Source organism: Flavobacterium johnsoniae UW101, assembly GCF_000016645.1.
Lineage (GTDB): Bacteria > Bacteroidota > Bacteroidia > Flavobacteriales > Flavobacteriaceae > Flavobacterium > Flavobacterium johnsoniae.
Genome location: NC_009441.1, coordinates 4,033,994 through 4,051,644 on the forward strand (window position 1 = coordinate 4,033,994; position 17,651 = coordinate 4,051,644).

The following is a 17,651-nucleotide window of genomic DNA, read 5'->3' on the forward strand; positions in this document are numbered from 1 at the left end:
TAAAATCTAATATTAAAACTAAATGGAAACAAAATCAAGATTACAAGTATTACAGGATCACATAAATCGAGAATTTACTGCTTCTCCTTCCCCTTTTATGCTTTGGATGAGACCTATTGTAATAGCCGCCGAAGAAGGAACCGTAACTTTTAAATATGTGATTAGGGAAGAAATGTCAAATCCAATTCAAAGTCTGCATGGAGGTGTTACTGCTGCAATTGCTGATGATTGTATTGGCGCTACGATGTTTTCTCTAAATGAAGAGACCTTTTACACCACCATAAATCTTGTTGTTGATTATTTTGCTCCCGCACATGTTGGCGATACTATTCTTGCGAAAACATTAATCATTAAAAAAGGAAGACAAATGGTGAATGCACAATGCGAAATTTGGAATGCCAACGAAACGCGATTAATTGCCAGAGCAACTTCTAATTTATTTAAAACAAATGTGGTAAAAAAGGTGCTGTCTTAAAAAGCACCTGATTTCTCATCCTCTTTTTTTGAACAAAAATATACCAATTGGTATAAAATATTTCTATGACACCTTTAAACCGTAACCTGCTCATTATTACAGTCATTCTTGCTGCCATTATGGAACTAATTGATATTTCTATCGTAAATGTGGCGCTTTCGCACATGAGCGGTAATCTGGGTGCAACTCTCGAAGATACTTCGTGGGTAATTACTGCTTATGCCATTGCAAATGTTATTATTATTCCCATAACGAGCTTTTTAAGCGCCAATCTGGGCAGACGCAATTATTATATTGGTTCTGTTGTTTTATTTACATTCTGCTCTTTTATGTGCGGCCACTCGTCTAACATCTGGATGCTGGTCTTTTTTAGATTTTTTCAGGGAATTGGCGGCGGTGCTTTATTATCTATCTCACAGGTTGTTGTATTTGAACTTTTTCCAAAAGACAAACAATCAACAGCCGGAGCTTTGTTTGGAGCCGGAATTTTTATCGGCCCTACAATTGGGCCGACACTTGGCGGCTATATTACTGAAAATTATGACTGGCCGTGGATTTTTTTAATTAATATTCCTATTGGAATTTTGGTTACGATTTCTTGTTATTTCCTTTTACGCGAACCCACTGTAAAGCCAGAAATTACCAAAGTCGACTGGACCGGAATTGCGCTTCTCGCTATAGGAGTGGGCGCTTTACAAACGGTATTAGAAAGAGGCGAAGTCGAAGACTGGTTCGAAACCAAATATATTGTTGTACTAACGATTATTGCAGTAACAACTTTACTCGCCTTTATTTATTGGGAATTAACAATAGAAAAACCAGTCGTAAACCTTCGGGTGATTAAAAGCAAATCGTTAAGCATTGCAGCAATTTTGACTTTTGTAACCGGTTTTGGAATGTTTATTTCCATTTATATAAGTCCGGTTGTGGCACAGCGTTTATTGAGTTTTTCACCGTATCAAACAGGATTACTTTTGCTTCCGGGTGCATTATTTGCTTTACTGGCTTTAAAAATCTGCGGTACATTATTACAAAAAGGCGTTTCTCCGGTTATTATTATTGCTGCTGGATTTCTGTTATTTATCTATTTCAATTGGCGAATGTCTGGTATGACTTTAAACACAAGCGCTGCCGAAGTCGCTACATCTCTTGTTTTTCGTGCTTTAGGAATGGCGCTGCTTACCGTACCGCTTACTATGCTGGCTGTTTCTTCATTAGATGATAAAGATGTTGGGCAAGGTGCTGCGCTTAATAATATGATGAGACAATTGGGCGGTTCATTTGGTGTATCGATCATCAATACTTATGTGGCTCATCGATTTGCCGCACATCGAAATGAATTGATTTCAGAGGTGACACCAAGTAATACTCTCGCTATGGATCGCATAAATGCTTACATAAAGTACTTTCAATATAGAGGTTTTACTTATAATGAAGCCAGAGCAAAAGCCTTAAAGCTGATGGAAAATATCGTAATGAAACAATCTTCGCTGTTAAGTTACAGAGACGCTTTTTTTCTTGTTGGTTTGTTTTTTGTTGTAACGCTGCCCCTTCTTTTATTTGTAATGAACAAATCGAAAAAGCCAAAAACCAACATGGTAATTTCCGATCATTAATTTTTTTCCTGCAGATTTTAAAAATCTGCAGGGCTTTATCTATTTCTTCAAAATTCCTGTTTTTAATCCTTTGGCGAAAGCCGATAAAACAACTTCATCTGCACTTTCTTCTTTTTGAATTATGATTTGCGCATAACCATTAAAAAGTTTTCTTTTCCAGGATTCTGCGGGTGTTATAACTTGTATAATTCCGGGATCTATATTCAGCACGTCCCAGTCTTTTATTTTTTGCAAAGGCGTTGCTGCAATATGAATCGTGTTTTTTCCTTCTTTTAAAATACTGGAGTCTAAAATATATTTTTGAGAATCTTCTGAACTTGGATTTATTTTATTTCCGTTGATGAAAACTACTGCCTCCACTCCTATTTTTTTATAAAAGAAGCTCACCTTATTTAAAGCTGAATTATTTTTTAAGTCAAATTCTCCTTTATAAACATAAGACGGTGCCTGATTTTTATAATCACGGTCTCTAAAGGCTGTTTTCCAATCATTTTCAGGATAATTTTGAAATTCCTGAGGCAAATCAGCCGTCAATCCTTTTTGCTCCTGAAAATTCGTTATTTGAACTAACGAAACAGCATCGATAAACTGGTCTTTTTCTAAAGAAGCCGGGTCGCCGTTTCCTACTCCTAAAATCTTTCCTCCTTTTATAGAAAAGGTAATTTCCTCATTTGAAGTTGGAATATGCAATCCGTTTTTATCGGTAACTTCTGCCGTTACAACCAAAACTTTAGAATTTGGAATGTTTTCTTTATCTATAGATAGTTTTATGTTTTGAGCCTTTTCGGTCGTTTTCTGGATTTCTGTTAATACTTTTTTGCCGTTTTTGTATCCAATGGCTTCCAGAGTTCCGGGCATATATTTTACTTTCCATTCTAAATGGCTGTTTAGCTCCATTTTCTTCTTGCCGAGACTTTTCTTATTTAGAAAAAGTTGTACTTCATCGCAATTCGAATGCACCCATACATCCATTTCTTTTCCTTCCATGCCGCTCCAGTTCCAGTGCGGCATAATATGCAGAACTGGCTGCGTTCCCCACCACGATTTTAAATAAAACACATTGTCTTTTGGGAAACCGCATACATCCATCATTCCGAAATATGAAGTTACCGAAGGCCAGCCATACGGAGTTGGTTCTCCGCGATAATCAAAACCTGTCCAAATAAACATTCCGGCCAGATACGGTCTTTCGGCATAAAACTTCCAGCCTTCTTCAATACTGTAAAAAGTGGGACGCGGTTTGCGATCATAAGCACTTTGGTAATGTTTGGCATCATCTGTAAAATAAATACCGCGTGTTGCAAAAGTCGAACCTTCTTCAGTTCCCATTCCGGGTTGGTTTTTAAACTGATTTCTATGCGCATCAATATCGCCGTTACCAAGATAATTATACCCCATGATTTCTACTACAGACGAAATGCCGCTTTTAAATCCGCTGCTGATTCCAACAGTTACAGGTCTTGTCGGATCGATGCTTTTTGCAAAATCCTGCATTACATTCGTCACGCGTTCGCCCACAATATTGCCTTCAATATTCCATTCTTCATTTCCAACCGACCAGCAAAAAATACTCGGATGGTTTCGGTCGCGCTCCATCATTCGTTTTAAATCATTCAAATGATAGTCGTTAATTCCCATTAAACGTGTTTCATTAATTACCAGCATTCCAAGTTCATCACAAGCTTTCAGCAGTTCTGGTGTTGGCGGATGATGCGAACAGCGATACGCATTCGAACCCATTTCTTTTAACTTTTTAATTCGGTAATACTGAATTTCATCTGGAAGCGCTGTTCCAATTCCCGCATGATCCTGATGATTGTTGGTTCCTTTTAATTTTACAGGTTTTCCGTTTAAAAAAAATCCTTTTTCCGAATCAAACTTAATGGTTCTGATTCCAAAAGACGTTTCATAATTGTCGATTATTTTTTCGTTTTGCTTAATCTGAGTTACTAAACGATACAGATTTGGAGAATCAATATCCCACAAAAGCGGGTTATTTACTTGTAATTTTGAAGTATACTTGTCTGTTTTATAAAATTCCGGAGCATTTACATTTTCAGATACACCTGCAATCTGTTGGTTTGAAGCATCAAAAACAGTCTGAATAATTTCAACAGAACCTTTATAATTTCCTTTGTTTTCAATAGAAACTTCGGCAGTTATTTCGGCAGTAGTATTTGTAATTTCTGAGGTTATATAAGTTCCGTTTGCGGCAACATGAATTGGGTTTGTTTTCTGCAGATAAACATGTCTGTAAATTCCGGCTCCTTCATAAAACCAGCCTTCTTCCATCGAAGCATCGGCACGAACTACAATCGTATTTTCGCCTCCATAATTTACATAAGCTGATACATCATATTCAAAACCATTGTATCCGCTTTGTTCTGTTCCCAGATAATAGCCGTTAAAAAAAACTTTCGAATTTCTAAAAACACCATCAAATTTTATTGAAATAATTTTGCCCTTATCGGTTTCAGGAATAGTGATTTTTTTTCGGTACCAACCAATGCTTTTCTCCGGAAAACCTTTTCCAGACGTTTTAAATCCGTGGCTGAAACTGCCGCTTTCACTAAACTCTTGTTCAACAGCCCAATCGTGAGGCAGATCTAATTTTCGCCACGCGCGGTCATCAAAATCTTTTGCCGCCGGGCCGTCGCCAAATCCGGTTTTGGTTAAATATGAAAAATAGCCTTCTGCATGTTTAAAATCTTTTTCTGTATCATATAAATGACCAAATGAAAAACGCCAGTCGTTATCAATCAATATCAATTCCCTTTCTGATTTGTTTTGGGCCAAAGCCAGAACGGAAACCAAAAATAGGATACACAGAAAAATTCTTTTTACGTAAAAAATTTTCATAAAAACAGGGTTAGGTAAGTTAGAACGATAAAAATAGAGTATTAAACTGGTTTGTTTTAATAGTATTTTATCAAAAACTGCACAATAACTTCCTATACCCCTTCTAAAAACGGACTTCAAAAAATTTAGAATCATTCTATTGGCTATACTTTTCAAAATAATTTTGATTTGATGTAATTTTATATAAAAATTTAAAAAACAGAGATTATATGAGTGTTATTAAAGATGAAAAAAAGCTTCTTAGCACCATTAAACGTATCGATGAAAAGATCGATAAGAATAATGATCAAAAGATAATGGCCTTTTTTGAATCTCTTGGATTAACAGAAAGAGAGGACGTTCCCCAGAATTTTCTGGATTGGGATACGATTCTTATTGTCGTACCCGACCGCCACATTTCGCATGAATTAAAATATTATAAATTCTCTATATCAAGACTTTTCTTTGTAACAAATCCGTATGCTGATAAAATTCACATCTACGATTTTGACGAATGGAAAAGTGTTACCCGAAATAAAACCCAGTTTCAGATTAGAGAAATAATGAAAACGAATTTTGGCGGCGTAAAGAAAATTACATCTGCAGAAAACAATTAATTCTAAGTTTTCATAAAAAATGAAATGGATCACACGCGAAAGACCTAAAATTGATCGAATAGCCTGTCCGTGGCTTATCAAAAACTTTGTCGACGCTGATGCAGAATTTATTTACGTTCCTTTTAATGAAGTTCTAGAGAAAGCAAAAAAGTTAGATGCAATTCCGTTTGATATTCCGGAAGTAGAATTTACACATTATAATGAAGAATGTACTTTTGACTACATTATAAAAAAATATCAAATTGCCGATCCGGCGGTTTTAATTATGGCAAAAATTGTTCGCGGCGCCGATACGGACCGCCACGATCTTGCCAAAGAAGCTGCCGGGCTCTGGGCAATTTCTGCCGGACTTTCGTATAATATTACAAACGATACCGAATTATTAGAAACCGGACTAAAACTTTATGATGCTTTGTACAGCTGGGCAAAACATTTGTATAAGCAAAATCATCTGCAAAACAGCCCGTTCGAAAATTTACTTCATGAAGTATATAAGAAGTTTTTAATCGAAAAGAAAACAACTCAAAAAACACCTTTATGGGTTAAAGAATTAAAAAACATAATTCAGGATCAAATTGATGCACAGTTTACTTTTGATTTAAAGAAAATTTCAAGTGATTTAGAGTTAAACCCTTCTTATTTATCAAGAGAGTTTTCTAAATATTTTGAAGATTTAAATTTTGGCGAATATGTGCGAAAACTGCGAATTGAAAAAGCAATCAATCTAATTCAAAATTCAAATTATACCTTAACCGAAATTGCGTACATGACAGGCTTTTCAGATCAAAGTCATTTTACCAGAATATTTAAGCTTCAAACAGGAAAAAACCCTTCTTCATATAGAAAAAATGCGCTGAAAAGTAATTCAGATACAAAAGGTAAATAGCATTCTATTTCTAAATTGACATTGTTGATAGTTTTGTTTTTTAATTAACCAGACTATCATGATTTCATTCAGACACATTTTTGCAATCACTTTATTTTGTTTGAGTTTCAACTTGTTTTCTCAAACCACTTATCCAAAAATCACGGGATATTTTGGAATTCTTCATCCCATAGCCACTTTTAATAGTGAACAAACAAGCGTAAATTTCAGGGATTATTATGCTGTAGGTTTTCCAACGGGGATTAATATTTGGAAAAATCAGAAAATAGGTTTTTCTTTTGAAGTTGTACCTAACATAAGAGTTCAGGGTAACAGTGATAAAGTAACTAATTTATTGTTCCATCCCGGCGTTTTAGTTGCTCTTGGAAACGGTTACACTTTTGCAGGAAGAGCCGCTTTTGAAAGCAGCGGCAGATACGGCATAACTCCCGTTATCAATAAAACGATTCTAAAAAGCGATAATTGCAGTTACTTCGCCGCTATTCCTTTTCCTATTCGTTTTGGCAACGATCATCCTGCCTCTTTTACAGTTGGTTTTCAATTCGGAATTGCTTTTTAAATATCATGTTTTCAAACTTTAGAAGAAACCTATATGATAGCTTTTGGGGAGGAAGCTGTTAATATATTAGATTTTTTTGTTTCAGGTTTCAAGTTTTCTGTAACTATCAATCTTTTTCAAAGTTTGAACTTTTACAAAGATATACCTGAAACCTGAAACAAAAATTACCCTTTATTTATAAGTTCTTTTACTCTTCCAAACACAAATTTTGCCTGTTCATCATAAATGATCATTTCAAAGTCTTGTGTTCCTTCAATAAAATTTCCTTCCTTTTTTGTATCTGAATATACTTTCTGAAAGAATTGATCTCGTTTTTTGAGCCATTCTAATTGTTCTTTCTTTAATTTAGATTGTTCTTTTGAACTTATCTTAGACTTAAGATTTTTATAAGACACATTTAGCAGACTATCTGACTGATTGTAATACTCTAGGGCGCAGTTACGCATATTTTGACCTTTATTCAAACATTTTTGATAATCGGATTTCATTTTATAAACCGTTTCAAGTGTTTGTGAATTACAGTACATTGAAGCCAAAACAAACACTAATAAGATTGATTTTTGCATCATGATTTAATTTTTAAATGTGAAATTTACAAAGTTTTCTTTTCACCCGAAATTAAAATTAAGAAAAATCTGAAATAAATTTATTGTATTGCAAGCAGACTATTAACCTTATCTTCTAACTCTTTTCCGTGAATATTTTTAGCTATAATAATTCCGTTTTTGTCTACTAAAAAATTCAACGGAACAGATTGAAGCATATAATCACCTACAACCGGAGACTTCCAGTATTTTAAATCACTTACTTGTATCCACGGTAATTTTCCTTTGGCAATTGCAGCTAACCACAAAGGCTTTTTAGTATCCATAGAAACGCTGTAAATAGAAAATTTATCAGGATAAGCTGCATATAATTTTTGCAGTAAAGGCTGTTCTTTAATACATGGTCCGCACCATGAAGCCCAAAAATCGATCAAAGTCAAAGAACCTCTTAAAGACGAAAGCACCTCGTTGTTTCCTTTTGTATCAGGGAGATCAATTTCTGGCGCAATATCACCAATGTCAGTACCTACTACCTGCGCTTTTGAACTGGTAATTACACAACATAAAAATCCTAAAACAAGTAATGTTTTTTTCATAATTTATTAAGTTTAATTTATTTGGGGATTATTAAATTATAACGTTCACAAATATAAATTTCTTCATTAAATATTCCATCTTTTTGCTCCATGATTCTCTCCTCTGTCATAAAATTATGCTAAAAACATTTTGCTTAATTGATATATCGGGAAAAGTCGATATATTTGCATCATGGAAAATATAGAAATTTTTAAGGCACTCTCTAACAAGTCCAGACTTCAAATGCTGGAATGGCTGAAGGAACCCGAAATAAACTTTCCCGGCCAGCTCGAACACGGCGGATTTGAACACGGAGTATGTGTGGGTCAAATTCAAGCTAAGGCAGGTTTGACACAATCTACAGTATCTGAATACTTGTCTATTTTACAACGCGCCGGTTTTATCGAAGCCAAACGTGTTGGACAATGGACTTATTATAAACGTAACGAAGGTGCCTTTGAAGCACTCAGTAAATTAATTCAATCTAATTTGTAAATTACTATGAGCACAAACAACCTGTTTTCTCCGTTTAACCTAAAAACGTTAAACTTAAAAAACCGAATCGTAATGGCGCCTATGACGCGCTCATTTTCTCCAAACGGAGTTCCAACTGATGATGTAGCAGCTTACTACCAAAAAAGAGCTGAAGGTGAAGTTGGTTTAATATTATCTGAAGGAACTGTTATCGACAGAAAATCATCATCTAATGATGCAAATGTTCCTCATTTTTATGGCGATCTAGCTTTAAACGGCTGGAAAAAAGTTATTGACGAAGTTCATGCCGCCGGCGGAAAAATGGGCCCGCAGATCTGGCATATGGGAATTATGGACAACCATCATTCCGGCTGGGTTCCTCCTGTTCCATTTGAAGGTCCGTCTGGATTAAACCGTCCTGATTTTAGAAACGGAATTGCAATGTCTGAAAAAGATATTGAAGACACGATTCTTGCTTTTGGTAAAGCTGCTGCCGATGCTAAAAGACTTGGTTTTGATACTATCGAAATTCACGGTGCGCACGGTTATTTAATTGATCAGTTTTTTAGAGCCGAAACGAATTTACGTGAAGACATTTATGGCGGAAAAACACTGCCGGAACGTAATCGTTTTGCTATTGAGGTTATAAAAGAAATCAGAAAACAAGTAGGAAATGATTTTGCTGTAATCATGCGTTTTTCTCAATTTAAACCTTCTGATTACAATTATAAACTGGCTAAAAATCCGCAGGAATTAGAAGCTTGGCTTACTCCTCTTGTTGATGCCGGAGTTGATATTATTCACGCTTCGCAGCGTCGTTTCTGGGAACCTGAATTTGAAGGATCTGATTTAAACTTTGCGGGATGGGCTAAAAAAGTAACCGGAGCGCCAACTATTACAGTAGGTTCTGTTGGTCTATCTGGTGATTTCTTTGGTGCTTTTGCCGGAGAAAGTTCTGAGCCGACTTCTTTAGATGAATTAAACAGACGTTTCGACAGAGGCGATTTTGATTTAGTTGCCGTAGGAAGACCTCTTTTATCTGATCCTAACTGGGTTGCTAAAATTAAAGCAGGAAAAACAGATCAGTTAAAAGGTTTCAGTAAAGAAGCTTTAGGAGCTTTAGTTTTAGAATAAGTTTTTTAAAGGTTAAGAGTTACAAAGGTTCAAAGGAACAAAGGCTTTCTTTTTGAACTAAATATACAAAAACTAACAAAACTGAAATTCAATATTTTTAGAAAAATTTTGGGGAACAAAGTTTTTTTTAAAACTTTAGGAGAATTGGTTTTTAGAATAATTTTAAAATTTATAATTAAAAAATTTATCTTTGCAGTCATGAAATTTTTGAACAGCATATTACGCCTTCCTTTTTTCAGCACTTATTATTATGCAATAATATCTGCTCGGATAGGCTATGCATATAATTCAACGTATTCACGACTGTAAATTAGTATTATAAATTATATAAACCTTAAAGCCCGGGCATTTTGTCCGGGCTTTTTTATTTTCAAAAAAATGGAAACAATTCAAAAACTTAAAGAAAACACCGCAATCTTCTTACCGGAAAATGGTCTGGAAGAAAAATTAAATCAGGCTGAAAAAGAAAACAGAAAACTGATTATTAAACTGGGTTTTGATCCTACTGCTCCTGATTTGCATTTAGGACATGCCGTTGTATTAAAAAAATTAAAGCAATTTCAGGATTTAGGACACCAAATTGTGATTTTGGTGGGAAGTTTTACAGCCAGAATTGGCGATCCAACCGGAAAAAACAAAAGCAGAAAACCTCTAAATGTCCAAGAAGTACAGCACAATGCCGAAACTTATATTGCTCAATTATCAAAAATCATTGATGTAGAGAAAGCGCAGATTGTTTTTAATTCTGACTGGCTGGATTCACTTTCTTTTTCTGAAGTAATTCAGATCATGTCAAACGTAACGGTTGCGCAGCTCATGCAGCGAAATGATTTTAATAAACGTTTTACTGAAAATACACCTATTGCCATGCATGAATTAGTGTACCCAATTTTGCAGGGTTTTGATTCGGTTAAAATTAATGCCGATATTGAAATGGGCGGTACAGACCAGCTTTTTAATTGCACTATGGGAAGACAATTGCAGGAAACTTTTAAAAAATCTCCGCAAATTGTAATGTGCATGCCTTTATTAAGAGGATTGGACGGAAAGGAAAAAATGAGCAAATCGCTCAATAATATCATTGGTTTAACAGATGAACCTAATGAAATGTTTGGCAAAACAATGTCAATTCCTGATGATCTTATTTTGGAATTCTTAGAACTCACAACTGATTTTTCTACAAAAGAAAAACAGGAAATCAAAAATCGGTTGAAAGAAGAAAACCCAATGAACATCAAAAAAATAATTGCAAAAAATATCATCAATCAATACCATGATGAGAAAAAAGCAGATAAAGCAGAAGATTTTTTCGTAAATCAGTTTCAGAACAAAAACTTTGAGGAAAAATCGTTTGTTCCTGTTTTGATTTCTTCTTTAGAAAATAAATCTGATCAAATGGCTTTAATTGATCTTTGTGCTTTTATAAAAAATGACATTACAAAATCAGCAAACAGAAGACTGATCGAAAGCGGTGCTGTTCAAGTAAATAATTTAAAAATTACAAATCCGTACGAATTGATTGAGTTGAAAAAGGAAACCAAAATTAAAATTGGAAAACGAAATTTCTATGAATTGGTTTAGATTTTAGGTTTAGAGAAACAGAGTGACATAGAGACAAAGGTTTCTTTGATTGTCTTTTTTCGAAAAACAAAAGGGATAAACAATTAAGTCTATCCCTTTTTTGAAATTTCATAACTAACAAAATTAAGAAATTCAATATTTTTAGTGAGGTTCAGAGGGACAAAGTTTTTCCCTTTGAACCTTTGAACCTAAACTTAACTCCTTCTTTTTTGAAATTTATTCTGAAGCCAGTTACGAACCGGTTCATCATATAATTTTAAACATAGATAGGCAATAGTTATGCTGGCAAATAAAACACCGATTCCTAATAGATAACCGTCTTTTAATGGAACTTTATTTTCAATAACCCAGCCCATATACCAATAAATTAATGGATAATGTATTATGTAAATAGGATATGAAATATCTCCTAAGGCTTTACATATTTTAAGTGAAATTGGATTTTTAATTTCGCCTCCTGCACCAATGGCAACAATTAACGGGAATAAAAAAATAATACTAAAAGATTCATATAAACCGTTCATCCATAAAGTATTTTCATCACCAAATCTTGGCATCCAGAATATAACTACAATCATAATACTGCAAATCCAGAAAGCACCTTTAATATGAATTAGTTTTCCTAAACGAGAAAGCAGAACCCCAGCAAAAAATGGATATAATAAACGAGTGAAACCCACATTCATTTGTTCCAGATTTAACGACCATCCGCCAATTACATCTCCTTTTGGCCCAAATACAGTATAGTTTATTAAAAGTCCGGCAAATATCAATACGAATACTGATAGTACTTTATTTGAAAATTTGCGAAAAATTAGGGCGTACAAGATGTTAGCAATATATTCAAAAAAAAGTGACCATGCCGGACCATTTAAAGGATGCATTTCTCCCCAGCCTCTAATTTCCATTGACGGCGGAATTGGAAGCAGTGTAAAACCAATTACCATTGTTAATAATAACTTCCAAACGGGCATTGTTGCTATTTGCGGAAAAACACTTGATTCTTGAAAATAATAAAAAATGGCTCCAATTATCATTCCCATAATTACCATGGGCTGTAAGCGGATTAAGCGTCGTTTGTAAAACTCCCATTGGGTTAACTTACTCCAGCGGTCATCATAGGCGTATGCTACAACAAATCCGGAGAGAAGAAAAAAGAAGTCTACGGCAAGATAACCGTGATTCATAATTTGTTTAAAACGGCTTCCTTCATTAAAAGCTTCGAAAATGTGGAAAATTACAACCAATACAGCGGCAACTCCTCGAAGTCCATCTAAAATTTCATAGTGATTTTTTGGTTGAATGTCAACTGAAACTGAACTCATAAAATGGTTAATTATTAATGGTTAATAGTTAGTTATAATTGTTTTTACTGGTGATTTTAAGCCATTCTGATCTTCGCTGGTCCGGAAGATGTTTTTACAGTGAAATTTTCGAATCTAGCTTCGAAACCTTTTCCGTCTGGCGATGCTGCCATTAACCCACCCTGTACAGGTGTATTATCTTGTAAAGGTGCATTTCTAGTCATGATATATTTTTTGTCATAAAAGATATTAAGAAAATTAAGCTGAACTTAATAAATCTTGTTTTAGCTTCAAAACAATTTAGAAAATAAAGCTCTCTTAATCATCTTAATGGTAAAATTAAATCAAAAGCAAAGCTGCAAATTTTTACACTTGCAGCTTTTACTAACCAACCAATTTAGAAATAATGAAATTATTGAAGTGAGAAGCCCACTTTCGATTTTATATCTGTTGAAGATGCTCCAACAATTGCTTCAAAAGCTCCCGGTTCTGCAACCCAGTCGTGTTTTTTATCATCAAAGAAACTTAAAGCCGTTTTATCGATAGTAAACGTAACTGTTTTTTCTTCTCCCGCTTTTAGCGAAACTTTTTCAAATCCTTTTAATTCTTTTACCGGACGTGGTAATGAAGATTTTAAATCGCTGATATAAAGCTGAACAACTTCAGATCCTTCTCTGCTTCCTGTATTTTTCACATTCACAGAAAATGTAATTTTATCACTGCTTGAAAGTTGTTTTTTATCAGCTGTTACTTTTCCGTAAGCAAAAGTTGTGTAGCTTAATCCGTGTCCGAAAGGAAACAATGGTTTAACTTTATTTTTATCAACCCAGCGGTATCCAACAAAAATTCCTTCGTTGTATTTTACCTCATCGCCGCCTGGAAATTCTCCTAAAGCATGAGCTCCGTTATCAGCTAATTTTACAGGGAAAGTAAAAGAAAGTTTTCCAGAAGGGTTTACGTCTCCAACTAAAACATTTGCTAAAGCGTTTCCAGCCTCAGTTCCTAAAAACCATCCCTGAACAATTCCAGGAACTTCTTTTACCCACGGCATTGCAACTGCATTTCCTGAAATATTTACAAAAACAATGTTTTTATTTACTTTTGCTAATTCGCTGATTAATTTATCCTGACCATAAGGCAATTCTAATTGTTTACGATCGTGTCCTTCGTCATCCTGATTTGGACTTTTGTTCAAACCTCCAATAAAAAGAACGATATCTGCATCTTTAGCAGCTTTTAAAGCTTCGGCAGTTAATTCAGCCTGTGGACGTTTTTCTTCTAAGCTTACTTTTGCAACAACTCCGTTGTAGTTACTTGTTGGATCTCCCACATAACCTCGTGCATACACGATTTCTGCCTGGTTGCCAATTCTTTTCTTTAAACCTTCAAGAGGTGTAATTTCGTATCTAGCTTTAAGAGAAGAACTTCCTCCTCCTACTGTCATCATTTTAATAGCATTTTCTCCAATTACTGCAATTTTCTTAGTTTTAGAAAGGTTAATTGGCAGAATGTTATTGTTGTTTTGTAATAATACAATTCCTTCTTCGGCAATTTTACGGCCTGCATCAGCGTGTTCTTGTGTTCCAAAAGATCCAAACGGACGATTTCTATCCATCGTAGTCAAGAAAGATAAACGTAAAATACGACGTACTTTTTCGTCTAACTCTTTTGTGCCTACTTCACCTTTTTTAATCATTTCCGAATACGGTTTTGCTAAGTAATAGTTATCATAAGCATTACTTGTTCCCCATGAAAGACCATTCGTCCAAGAACCAAATTCCATATCAAGACCATTGTGAATAGCTTGTTTGGTATCATTTACTCCTCCCCAGTCTGAAACTACAACACCTTTAAAGCCCCATTCATCTCGAAGAATATCGTTTAACAAATATTCGTTGTGGCAGCATTGCTGTCCTTTGTATTTGTTGTAAGATCCCATAATCGACCAAACATCGCCTTCCTGAACTGCAGCTTTAAAAGCCGGAAGATAAATTTCGTATAATGCACGATCGTCAACGATTACGTTTACAGAATTACGGTTTGTTTCCTGATTGTTTAATGCAAAGTGTTTTACACAAGCAGCAACACCGTTTGCCTGTACTCCTTTAATATAAGGTACAACCATTTTTGCAGCCAAAAACGGATCTTCTCCCATGTATTCGAAATTACGGCCGTTTAATGGACTTCTGTAAATGTTTACTCCTGGTCCTAATAGTACATTTTTGTTACGATAACGTGCTTCTTCTCCAATTGATTTTCCGTATAAAGAAGATAGTTCTTTGTTCCATGTTGAAGAAAGAGCTGTTAAAGCCGGAAATGCGATACAAGAGTCATTTGTCCATCCAGCCTGATCCCATTCATCCCATTTTACTTCAGTACGAATTCCGTGAGGTCCGTCGGTCATCCAGTTTTCAGGAATTCCAAGACGTTTCACTCCAGGTGAACTAAATTTAGACTGCGCATGGATCATGGCAATTTTCTCTTCGGTTGTCATTCTTTTAAGCGCATCTTCTACACGCTCATCAATTGGCTTCTTATCATCAAGATAAACCGGAACTTTATTTTGTGCATTCAATCCGAATGAACTCAATAAAACTAAAACAACGATTGTTTTAACGTTTTTAAACATAACTATTATAATTTATTTAAGCATTCAATTTCTAAAAAGATACTAGTGGTCAGTTGTACCTTTTAATAATATTGTAAAACTAAAACGTTATCGTACATGTTACATTTTTAAACGCAAAAAAGTAGTGATTAAAAAAATTAAACAATTGATTAACAATTAAATAAATAAAAAAAAGCACTAAAAAAAGTAGTGCTTTTAAAATGTTTTTTTAGGATTTCAATGCCATTGAGCCAATTTTCATGACCATTTCTTCGAAATCATTTCTCGAAACTGCGGCTTTATTCCTGCCTCGTGTTCTGTAATTGTAAATTGTGCTTAAAGAATAACGAAGAAATGCTGCTATCTTAACACTGTCTGTAATTCCAAGTCGGATTAAAGCGAAAATTCTAAGCTCCGTGTTCAGCAGTTCTCCTTGTTTTAAAACAATCTGTTCTTCGGGAATTAAAAGTGTATTAAAGTCTTTTACAAACGTTGGATATAGATTTAGAAATATAATATCAAAATTCTTGTAAAGCTCTTCGAGTTCGTTATCAACTAAAGTAGTCGATTTTAGCATTTTGTAAATTTCATCAAACTGTTTAGCCGTTGCTTTTTTATTTAAAATGATACGGTAATTCTCAAGTTTGTTTATATAAGTAGAACAAAGGCTGAAAAAATGCGCAATATATTCTTCTTTAACATGATTAGATTCTGATAACTGCGAATTGGTTTCTTGCAGCTGTTCGTTTGTCTCGGTTATTTCTTTATTTAATTTGGCCAGTTTTTGAGTCGTTTCATACAATTCAGCACGAATTTTAGAAACCTTTTTCATTTGTTTGTAAACATAAATTACTGCGGCAACTAAAAAGACAGATAATAAGCTGATGCAGATTAAGTATAACTGTAATTCAGTTTTTCGCTTGGCTTCTTTCTCTAAATAAACAGTATTGATAATCGAATATACTTCTGACATTAAAAGTGTACGGAATTGTACATTACAATATAAGGCATCTTCAATGGCTGATTGTGTAAGCTTGTAAGCCATATCTACATCGCCAATTTCATAAAAAACCAAAGCCAGTTCCTGCAGCGAAGCATTATCTTTATTCGCATTTTTTAAATCTGATGCAGCTGAAAGTGCATAATATTTCTTTCTAAGTTCCAGATTGTTTTTTGCTTCATTAATTTTACCAAGCAAATAGGTAATCATAGCATACTGCGGATTCTCTTCTGGCGTATTTTTTAATAATGCCAGTAATTGCTTTTGTGTATTACCAAATTTTCTAAGAAAAATGTTCTGCTGGATTCTGTTGATTTTATAATCTAATGTTTTAGGATCTAAAACTTTAAGCAGCGAATCTCTGTATTTTATAATCTGCAGACGGTATTCCTCATTGTAGCTGTTTGCCGCATAATGTTCAAAAAACTCGCGATAAGAAATATAATAGGTAGGCAGTAAATGTGCCGAAAGTGTTTTTTTGTTGATGCTTTTCAAAATGGCTTCAGATTCGCGGTATTTTCCTGAAGATGAATATAAGGTAACTAATTGCAGATTAGCCAGATCTTCCAGTTCTTTATTTTGAAGCTGTACAGCAATCTTCAAATTCTTTTTTACATACAATATTGCCGAATCTGAATTGAATTTTTGATATTCTGTATATAACGTTTTGTTGTAATTGTATTCTTGTTCCTGAGTTAAATTATCAGATTTTATTTTTTTGAAATTCAAAATTCGTTCTTCTTTCAGCCTTACATAATGCTCTTTATTTTTTAAAGCAAAATTGAGCTTAGTTAAAATAGTATCAGTACTATCCAATGCAAAAACCGGAAAGCAGATAAGAACTATAAAAGATGACAGGAATAGATTTTTCAAACTAATAAAGAGATAAATGAAACGCACAAATATACTAAAGTGTAAAATAGAAAAATATCTTTTCTACCACGTATTACAAGTATCGTTTTTCATAATTTTGTTACAATAAAAATTTAACCTAAAACTTAAAATTATGCCGCACTTTATAATAGATTGTTCAGAAAATGTAATTCGGTTAAAATCTGCAGATGATATAATGCAGGAAGTTTTTGATGCAGCTTTATCAACTGGATTATTTACGGCATCTGAAATTAAAGTACGCATCAATCCTTTTAGCTATTACAACAACGGAAATACTCTGGATGATTTTATACACGTTTTTAGTTATATAATGGAAGGCCGAAACGACGATCAAAAAGGGAATTTATCTAAAGTAATTGTAACAAAACTGAACTCTTTACTTCCACAGGTTCCTGTAATTTCCATCAACATTCAGGATTTTGAAAAATTAAATTATTTCAATAAAACAATGATTTAAAGCCGATTATTTTCAAAAAAGATATAAGCAAACTTATTTCATATTACAAATGATATAAAAAAGACAATTCCACTTAATTATTCTGTT

16 protein-coding genes are annotated in these 17,651 nt (G+C 34.1%); 9 read left to right on the plus strand and 7 right to left on the minus strand.

Features of this window, described 5'->3' with window-relative positions:
- Positions 1-22 precede the first annotated feature (22 nt).
- Both FJOH_RS17485 and FJOH_RS17490 read left to right on the plus strand, forming a co-directional pair.
- Positions 23-475 (plus strand): PaaI family thioesterase, encoded by a 453-nt coding sequence (locus FJOH_RS17485; RefSeq protein ID WP_044047824.1) that lies wholly within the window; start codon positions 23-25, stop codon positions 473-475.
- 65 nt (positions 476-540) lie between these two features.
- Complete coding sequence (locus FJOH_RS17490) at positions 541-2,091, plus strand: DHA2 family efflux MFS transporter permease subunit (protein ID WP_012025360.1); 1,551 nt, start codon at positions 541-543, stop codon at positions 2,089-2,091.
- 39 nt (positions 2,092-2,130) lie between these two features.
- Here the strand turns inward: FJOH_RS17490 and galA are convergent, their stop codons facing one another.
- Complete coding sequence (gene galA, locus FJOH_RS17495) at positions 2,131-4,950, minus strand: beta-galactosidase GalA (protein ID WP_012025361.1); 2,820 nt, start codon at positions 4,948-4,950, stop codon at positions 2,131-2,133.
- Between the two features lie 209 nt (positions 4,951-5,159).
- Between galA and FJOH_RS17500 the strand changes: the two genes are divergently transcribed.
- From FJOH_RS17500 to FJOH_RS17510, 3 genes are read left to right on the plus strand one after another with little or no spacing between them, the layout of a single operon-like run.
- Positions 5,160-5,546 carry a hypothetical protein gene (locus tag FJOH_RS17500; RefSeq protein WP_012025362.1) on the plus strand — a complete coding sequence of 129 codons (387 nt, stop codon included), beginning with the start codon at positions 5,160-5,162 and terminating at the stop codon, positions 5,544-5,546.
- A gap of 19 nt (positions 5,547-5,565) precedes the next feature.
- Entirely contained in the window at positions 5,566-6,432 is an 867-nt protein-coding gene (locus FJOH_RS17505; RefSeq protein ID WP_012025363.1) for a chromate resistance protein ChrB domain-containing protein, read from the plus strand.
- Between the two features lie 58 nt (positions 6,433-6,490).
- On the plus strand, positions 6,491-6,991 hold the full coding sequence (locus tag FJOH_RS17510) for a hypothetical protein (protein ID WP_012025364.1): 501 nt from the start codon (positions 6,491-6,493) through the stop codon (positions 6,989-6,991).
- Positions 6,992-7,155: 164 nt separating this feature from the next.
- Here the strand turns inward: FJOH_RS17510 and FJOH_RS17515 are convergent, their stop codons facing one another.
- Together FJOH_RS17515 and FJOH_RS17520 are read right to left on the minus strand one after the other, a co-directional pair.
- Positions 7,156-7,560 (minus strand): lysozyme inhibitor LprI family protein, encoded by a 405-nt coding sequence (locus FJOH_RS17515; RefSeq protein ID WP_012025365.1) that lies wholly within the window; start codon positions 7,558-7,560, stop codon positions 7,156-7,158.
- Between the two features lie 77 nt (positions 7,561-7,637).
- On the minus strand, positions 7,638-8,132 hold the full coding sequence (locus tag FJOH_RS17520) for a TlpA family protein disulfide reductase (RefSeq protein WP_012025366.1): 495 nt from the start codon (positions 8,130-8,132) through the stop codon (positions 7,638-7,640).
- A gap of 172 nt (positions 8,133-8,304) precedes the next feature.
- Here FJOH_RS17520 and FJOH_RS17525 point away from each other — a divergent pair, with 172 nt between their 5' ends.
- The 3 genes from FJOH_RS17525 to tyrS all read left to right on the plus strand — a co-directional run bounded on the left by FJOH_RS17525 (position 8,305) and on the right by tyrS (position 11,301).
- Positions 8,305-8,607 carry an ArsR/SmtB family transcription factor gene (locus tag FJOH_RS17525; RefSeq protein WP_012025367.1) on the plus strand — a complete coding sequence of 101 codons (303 nt, stop codon included), beginning with the start codon at positions 8,305-8,307 and terminating at the stop codon, positions 8,605-8,607.
- A 6-nt stretch (positions 8,608-8,613) separates the two neighbouring features.
- Entirely contained in the window at positions 8,614-9,720 is a 1,107-nt protein-coding gene (locus FJOH_RS17530; protein WP_012025368.1) for an NADH:flavin oxidoreductase, read from the plus strand.
- A 378-nt stretch (positions 9,721-10,098) separates the two neighbouring features.
- The gene (tyrS, locus tag FJOH_RS17535; RefSeq protein ID WP_012025369.1) at positions 10,099-11,301 is read left to right on the plus strand and encodes a tyrosine--tRNA ligase; all 1,203 of its coding nucleotides are present in this window, start codon (positions 10,099-10,101) and stop codon (positions 11,299-11,301) included.
- Positions 11,302-11,495: 194 nt separating this feature from the next.
- On the opposite strand, the gene FJOH_RS17540 is transcribed toward tyrS, so the two are convergent.
- From FJOH_RS17540 to FJOH_RS17550, 4 genes are all read right to left on the minus strand, one after another.
- Positions 11,496-12,626, minus strand: coding sequence for an acyltransferase family protein (locus FJOH_RS17540; RefSeq protein WP_012025370.1), 1,131 nt, complete (start codon positions 12,624-12,626; stop codon positions 11,496-11,498).
- Between the two features lie 56 nt (positions 12,627-12,682).
- Positions 12,683-12,829: a DUF1349 domain-containing protein gene (locus FJOH_RS26655; protein ID WP_012025371.1), complete on the minus strand. Its 147-nt coding sequence runs from the start codon at positions 12,827-12,829 to the stop codon at positions 12,683-12,685.
- A gap of 188 nt (positions 12,830-13,017) precedes the next feature.
- Complete coding sequence (locus tag FJOH_RS17545; RefSeq protein ID WP_012025372.1) at positions 13,018-15,234, minus strand: glycoside hydrolase family 3 C-terminal domain-containing protein; 2,217 nt, start codon at positions 15,232-15,234, stop codon at positions 13,018-13,020.
- Between the two features lie 208 nt (positions 15,235-15,442).
- Entirely contained in the window at positions 15,443-17,086 is a 1,644-nt protein-coding gene (locus FJOH_RS17550; protein ID WP_044047827.1) for a DUF6377 domain-containing protein, read from the minus strand.
- A gap of 133 nt (positions 17,087-17,219) precedes the next feature.
- Here FJOH_RS17550 and FJOH_RS17555 point away from each other — a divergent pair, with 133 nt between their 5' ends.
- Positions 17,220-17,564, plus strand: coding sequence for a 5-carboxymethyl-2-hydroxymuconate Delta-isomerase (locus FJOH_RS17555; RefSeq protein WP_012025374.1), 345 nt, complete (start codon positions 17,220-17,222; stop codon positions 17,562-17,564).
- Positions 17,565-17,651 lie beyond the last annotated feature (87 nt).